At 32.1% G+C, this 6,355-nt stretch carries 6 protein-coding genes; 1 reads left to right on the top strand and 5 read right to left on the bottom strand.

Annotated features, from left to right (window positions below; translation table 11 throughout):
* Positions 1-205: 205 nt before the first annotated feature.
* Positions 206-2,392: a phosphoketolase gene (locus ACEW8E_RS00745; protein WP_373478429.1), complete on the bottom strand. Its 2,187-nt coding sequence runs from the start codon at positions 2,390-2,392 to the stop codon at positions 206-208.
* Between the two features lie 373 nt (positions 2,393-2,765).
* Here ACEW8E_RS00745 and ACEW8E_RS00740 point away from each other — a divergent pair, with 373 nt between their 5' ends.
* Positions 2,766-2,978, top strand: a complete 213-nt coding sequence (locus ACEW8E_RS00740; protein WP_373478428.1) for a hypothetical protein — start codon at positions 2,766-2,768, stop codon at positions 2,976-2,978.
* Between the two features lie 16 nt (positions 2,979-2,994).
* Here ACEW8E_RS00740 and ACEW8E_RS00735 read toward each other — a convergent pair whose 3' ends face one another.
* The 4 genes from ACEW8E_RS00735 to purS form a co-directional block, all read right to left on the bottom strand.
* Positions 2,995-4,284, bottom strand: a complete 1,290-nt coding sequence (locus ACEW8E_RS00735; RefSeq protein ID WP_373478427.1) for a phospholipase D-like domain-containing protein — start codon at positions 4,282-4,284, stop codon at positions 2,995-2,997.
* A gap of 13 nt (positions 4,285-4,297) precedes the next feature.
* Positions 4,298-4,978: a uracil-DNA glycosylase family protein gene (locus ACEW8E_RS00730; protein WP_373478426.1), complete on the bottom strand. Its 681-nt coding sequence runs from the start codon at positions 4,976-4,978 to the stop codon at positions 4,298-4,300.
* Between the two features lie 144 nt (positions 4,979-5,122).
* Positions 5,123-5,803, bottom strand: coding sequence for a phosphoribosylformylglycinamidine synthase subunit PurQ (gene purQ, locus ACEW8E_RS00725; RefSeq protein ID WP_373478425.1), 681 nt, complete (start codon positions 5,801-5,803; stop codon positions 5,123-5,125).
* Positions 5,804-5,830: 27 nt separating this feature from the next.
* A complete protein-coding gene (gene purS, locus ACEW8E_RS00720; protein WP_373478424.1) occupies positions 5,831-6,091 on the bottom strand; it encodes a phosphoribosylformylglycinamidine synthase subunit PurS in 261 nt (86 codons plus the stop codon).
* Positions 6,092-6,355: the final 264 nt, after the last annotated feature.

Raw genomic sequence — 6,355 nt, 5'->3', positions numbered from 1 at the left:
CGTTTGCTCTCAATCGCACATTTACTAATATAACTAATCTTTTTCTTTTTGGCAACTTTTTCTTTAAATCTTTTTCCCCCGTTAACAATTTAATGGCTATACTTGCTTTTATATAACGGTTTTAAGATTTTTTCTTTTTTTAAAATTGAGTTAATTTTATTGATTTGATAACCCTCTACTGAATTAGAGGGGGGTTTTAGACTAATTATTGAATTAGTTGTTTTGCTCTTTCAGCTAAAGCGTCAGAGGTTAAACCATTTAATGCCATCAATTCTCCAGCATTAGCAGTCGTTTCACCACGTTTCCATGCAAAAGTATCCCGTTTAGCATTACTGCGTAGCATAATAGGCTCTAACATCGCACTTGCACCTCCAGTTACACCAATTACTGCATCACCTTGGAATAACTGTTCAAATCCTGCATCATCAAGGAAGTTATCGTCTTTGATACTGCAACTATTCCAAGCTACATCAGTAGAACGATATAAACGTCGAGGGTTGATAACGGATACGATACGCACTCCATAGCCTTGAGATTCTAAAGTTTTTGTTGCTTCAAAGACAGGTATTAAAGTCATGTCACCAATTACCGCAAAGACAACTTTTTTATTACCCTCAGATTCATGTAAGATAACTCCACCTTTTTCTAAGGCTTCTTTGGTTTGCTCAAAAGTCGTTAAAATTGGTAAAGGAGATTTACTAACAGTAATGGTAATACCTTTATTAGTTGTGCCTAATGCCCACTCATAACAAATTTGGGTACTATTAGCATCGCAGGGGAAAAGAGGATAAATATTACCGTTACGCATCATGGCGGCGAAATAATTCTCAATTTCTGGGCGTTGATGAGTCCAACCGTTACGCCCTTGTTCTAATGCTCCAGCAGTGAATAAAGTAATAGTAGAAGGGGTTTCTCGTCTCAATTCTGCCATCGCTTGGGTGACAGTTTGCCAAATAGGTAAGCCATTGATGGCAAAAGATTCGTAAGAACACCATAGAGAACGAGCGCCAAATAATGCTAGACTTACTGCTAAACCTGCACAAGCATCTTCACTTAAAGGCTCATAAACCTGTCCTTGGGGTTGTTGAAAATAAGTCACATCAACAGTGGGATGGACAATGTTTAAACCAATGTTAATGTTATTAATTCCTGAAGCTGCGTTACCATCGGCATTTGTCACCACAAAATTAGGATCATTTTTGCCGACATAAACGACTAATTCACCCATAGCGGTAGTAGATACTTTTTTATCACCGCCAACGGCATATTCAGTTAAGGGTAAACTTCCTAAGTTGGATAAGGGTAAAACGGATTCTGTGACGGCTTTTTCTGAATTTGAACCACCATTGGCACGGGCAAAATTATCTCTGACTAATTCCCATGCTTCTTTACTTAATGCCCTTTCTTGCAATGCTGAAACGATATAATCTTTGTCGAGGGTATCGCCGGGGTAAAGGTTGTGAGATTGTGCGCCTCGTTTATGCACCCCTGCACCTTTTAATTGTTTGATAATTAGTACAGTTAAAGTGCCTCCTAATGCGGATTGAGCGGCTTTGTTAGTAGCTTCTAATATAGCTTTAGTAAATTCTAGGCGTTTTTCAAAGGAAAATTTAGTACTATCGACATATTCGCCCTCTTGGTTAGCGTCATCAAAATCTTTAGCGTTAACTAAAATTACTTCTTTAAAACCGTTACCTTGCCAATAAGCGATCATTTCTTCGTTGGTTTTAGTGGAAACCATACTATGATGTTCTTGGGAGTAACCATTCCAGACTAAAATCGGTAGAAAGTTTGTACATTTAGGATAAGCTGTGTTGAAATGTCCAAAACTACTCATGATATAAGGCTCTCCTAATCCTCCATCTCCAATGGTTACGGGGAATAAGATATTAGGATGTAATTTAGCTCCAGCCATCGCAAAATGTTGCCCTTGCCCAAGAGGTCCCGCAGGATTGAGTAATCCGGGTATTTGCCCTGATAAATGCCCTAAAAGCCCGTGATTTTCCCGAAAACGGTTGCTCATATCTTCTACGGTGTAAATTCCCATTTTTTCGAGGGATTTATCTAAAAAGACAGTACTATAAAATCCGGGTGCATGATGTCCTACTTCTGTGATTAAATTTTTATGCCCTAACATCACTAAGGCGGCGATGGTATCGGCAATACTGGCAAAACCGCCCGGATGTCCTGATTCTTTACTGGCGGTGATGTGTAAGGTTAAATAACGTAAAGCATCGGCTGCTAATAATGTTTGATAAACGGCTTTTTTGTCTATTGGTGAAGAAATAGCAGTTTTACCTTTTGCGATCGCACTTTCTTGACCATATTCATTAAAATGAGGTAATTCTTCTTTAAAATATTGGATTCCTTGATAAAATGGGGCTGTTGTCATCTTATTTTTAAGTGATTTTCTAATTTACTGCAATTGTTAAACCATTGTTACATTTTTTTGTCATTCAGTCCAATAAATAACGAATGAATGTTGAATAGGTAATAATCAATAGTTAACTTAATATCCATAATTGTGGTTTAAAAAATTGCTTGTTGACTATTTTGTTATACAAATATCTTGTTTTAAAAACATAAATTGATGAAGTTGTCAAAAAAATTATTATCTTTAAGACAAGGAAAAATTGGTGATTTATCTACTACTTATTTTGATAAATTTAAAATGTCGAATAAAGAAAGATAAAAATAAGAAAGATTTTAAAATTGTTTGCTATGGTTAAATTAGTGAGAAATAAATTAAATTAAATTAAAAATTTATGGATAAAGATACTCGTTTCGCTTTGCTAGTAATTGGTTTACCTTTTCTTGGTTTAATTTATTGTTTAGGGATCATTTTTTTGTTTGTTGTTTCACCTTTTGCCCAAAATCATTCTTTTATGACAGGTATTTTAGCGGCAATGATTCCATTTATTATTGCGGTTATTTTATGGACAAAAGCATCAGCAAAAGCATATCAAAAAAAGAATTAATTATTAATTTCAAAACTTAAAAACATTTAGCTTTATCAGAATTAATTTTCTCTTGGATATATGTAGGAATACCTAAAATTGCATCGTGATAAAGATAGTCAAATTCTCGTCTAAAATGTTTTGTAATTAACGGATTATAAATAATTAATAGGGTTTCATCATTGAGATTATTTGCTGCATTTGACCAATTATGAGAACCTGTAATGATTATCGAATCATCAATAATAGCAAATTTATGATGTAATTTATCTCCGTCTGGTAAATTAGGTATTCCTACACTTTTTATAGGTATTTCCCAAGGGTTATTATTCTTTTCATATTTACATTTATTTAGCAAAGCAAATCCTAATAAATCTAATCCTTCACTATAATATTGAAATGCAAAATTAGGATCAATTAAAGTCTTGATTTTTACTCCCTGCAAAGACTCATTTTTTAAAGTATTTGCTATTTCTTGATCACTAAATACAAATAAAGCTAAATCAATAGAATTATTGGCTGTTTTTAAGGTGTTAGCAATTAAACCGTTAGTAGTTTCTAACCAAGATTTTCCTTGAGACTCAGGAGAAAATTTGACTAACATTGTTGTATCTCCTATTTTGACAATTTGTTCTCGGCGAGAAGGTTTTTTAGTGCCAAATAAACTATCTTTTTTATTGCCAACTCCATCACCCCAAAGATAATTAAATTCTTGGGTAAAAATTTTAGCTAAATCTGTACTGTTAATAACTAAAATATGGTTAGCATTTCCTCTTGTTTCTAAGTTTTCAAAGTCTCCATGAATATCACTGAGAGTAAAATTAGACGAACCCGTAACGACTTTTTTCCCATCAATAATAATAAATTTATGGTGCATTAAACCACTTCCTTTTGAGCCGTCTTCTTTATCATCAATTATAGGAATATTTGCTTGTTTTAAGATAGCCAAACCATCATTATTATTAAGTTGATTTAAGGGTAAATTATAGCTATTTTCTATTACTATTCTTACTTTTAAACCTTCTTGTTTTTTTCTAACTATTTCTCTTGCTAATTTCGATAAATTAATTTCTTGTACTGCTATATCAAGGGTAGATTTTGCCGCTTTGATTTGTCTTATAATAACTTCTTCTAAATTATCTCCTGTACGATTAATATTGCGATAAGGATCTACATATTCTTTCCCTTGAGATTGATCATGATTAAAGTAAACTTGAATAGCAGAATCTTGTGGTAATGGTGGTAATTTTTTTTGTTGATTTTGACAACTATTTAAAATTAGTAAATAACTGACAATTGTCAAGGATAATTTAATAATTTTGAGCATTTTTTATACATCTTTAAAACTCTAATTGTGATAATGTATTTTGCAACATTGCTGGAAATCTATTATAGTATTTTGCGTTTAAAGGTGACGGATGAGGTAAAGGATAAATTACTACTTGTTTTTGATAAGATTTACCTTCAATATCTGTTGCTGTCAAATTTAGATTTAAACTTGTTTCATAACGCTTATCTCCTTGATTCCAAAATTCGTTAAACTTTTCTTTAGTGGAATAATTTTCAAACCATTTAAAACCTTCTGTACCTAAAGTAATAATTTGTGTTCCTTGCCAATGAATCACTAATAATTGTTCGATAAAAGGGCGAAATCTTTTTTTTACTTTTAAATTATAGGCTTTATTTTCTGGCGGTTTATAAGGTACAGTATTAGTTAAAATTAACCGATCTTTAATGGATTCTAATTTTTTTTGATCTGAAGTATATTCTTGATGTATAGCCCTATAAAAACCTTGTCTAACTAATTTCCCTGCTGCACCAATTAAAGGTTGCCCTGCTATGACTTCATCTTTACCTAAATCTCGACCAAAAAAACAAATATTACTGTTTAAATTGCCAAAATATAAAATTGGTTTAGTTGGCTCTTTTTTAGCTGATTTATATATGGGAATATCTAAGGGAAATTCCTCTTTTTCTGCTTCTTTCTGGATTTGATTAATAAGATTCTCTATGGTGGACATTAATATATTAACGCTTTATTTTTTAAATGTGTTATAAAATATTTGATATGGATAAAATAATATTATTTGAAAGATATTTAATTAAATTTTCAGATAAATATTCTTATTGTAAATAAAAACAACTATCCAAAAATTAATTCTTAATTATGATAATAAACTGGTAAATAATTTTTTCCCATCTTCAAATCCTAAAGCCATATCACTTGCTCTTTCTGGATGGGGCATCATACCTAAAACATTACCTTTTTTATTAGTAATTCCTGCAATATTTCTACATGAACCATTTGGATTATATTCAGCATTAATTTCTCCTTTTTTGCTACAATAACGAAATAAAATTTGTCCGTTATCTTCTAATTCTTTTAAAGTATCTTCTTGGGCGAAATAATTACCTTCTCCGTGCGCAATGGGAAAACAAACTATTTCTTGAGATTGATAATTTTTTGTCCAAATAGAGTTATTATGTTCTATTTTTATGGGAATTTGATCACAGATAAAATGTAAATCACGATTACGGATTAATGCACCGGGTAGTAATCCCGCTTCTGTTAAAACTTGAAAACCATTACAAATTCCTAATACTAATTTGCCTTCTTCTGCGTGTTTGATAATACTTTTCATCACAGGAGAAAAACGTGCGATGGCACCACAACGCAAATAGTCACCGTAACTAAAACCACCGGGTATAATAACAACGTCTAAATCATCAATATCCGTTTCTTGATGCCATATCATGCGAGTGGATTGATTAAGAATACCATCTGTCACCATAGCTATATCTCGATCACAATTTGAACCCGGAAAAACAACTACACCAAATTTCATTATGAACCTCTATATAAATAATATTGTTTAGTCAATGGGAATTAAATCAAAAGAGTAATTTTCGATAACAGGATTAGCCAAAAGTTGATCACACATTTGATGTAATTGTTTATCAGCAGATTCTTGATTTTCAGCGACTATGATTAATTCAATAAATTTACCAATTCTAACGTTTTCTACTGTGCCATAACCTAATTGATGTAATCCTGATTCTACAGCAGTTCCAGCTGTATCCAAAACTGAAGGGCGTAAGGTGACATAAACACGAGAATTAAACTTTTGAGTCATGGATAAAATTCCTAAAATCTAAGATTGAGAGAAAAATAGTGATCAACTATTTATTGATCAAATTAATGAACTAACAAGGATTTTAACATGAGTATCATCAAGGAAACCGAAGAAAAAGAAGTCTGGCGTTGCTGAATTAAGGTATGATTTTTAGATAAAGGGGTCAAATTATCAAAAATAAAAAAATGATACAATGTCCAGAGTGCGGGTCTAAACATATTCACAAAAATGGAATTAAAAAAGGAAAGCAAAATCATCTTTGTG

It is taken from the genome of Geminocystis sp., assembly GCF_041753295.1.
Classification (GTDB): domain Bacteria; phylum Cyanobacteriota; class Cyanobacteriia; order Cyanobacteriales; family Cyanobacteriaceae; genus Geminocystis.
The sequence above is the reverse complement of the archived record's forward strand: the minus strand, read 5'-3'. Positions and strand labels throughout refer to the sequence as shown.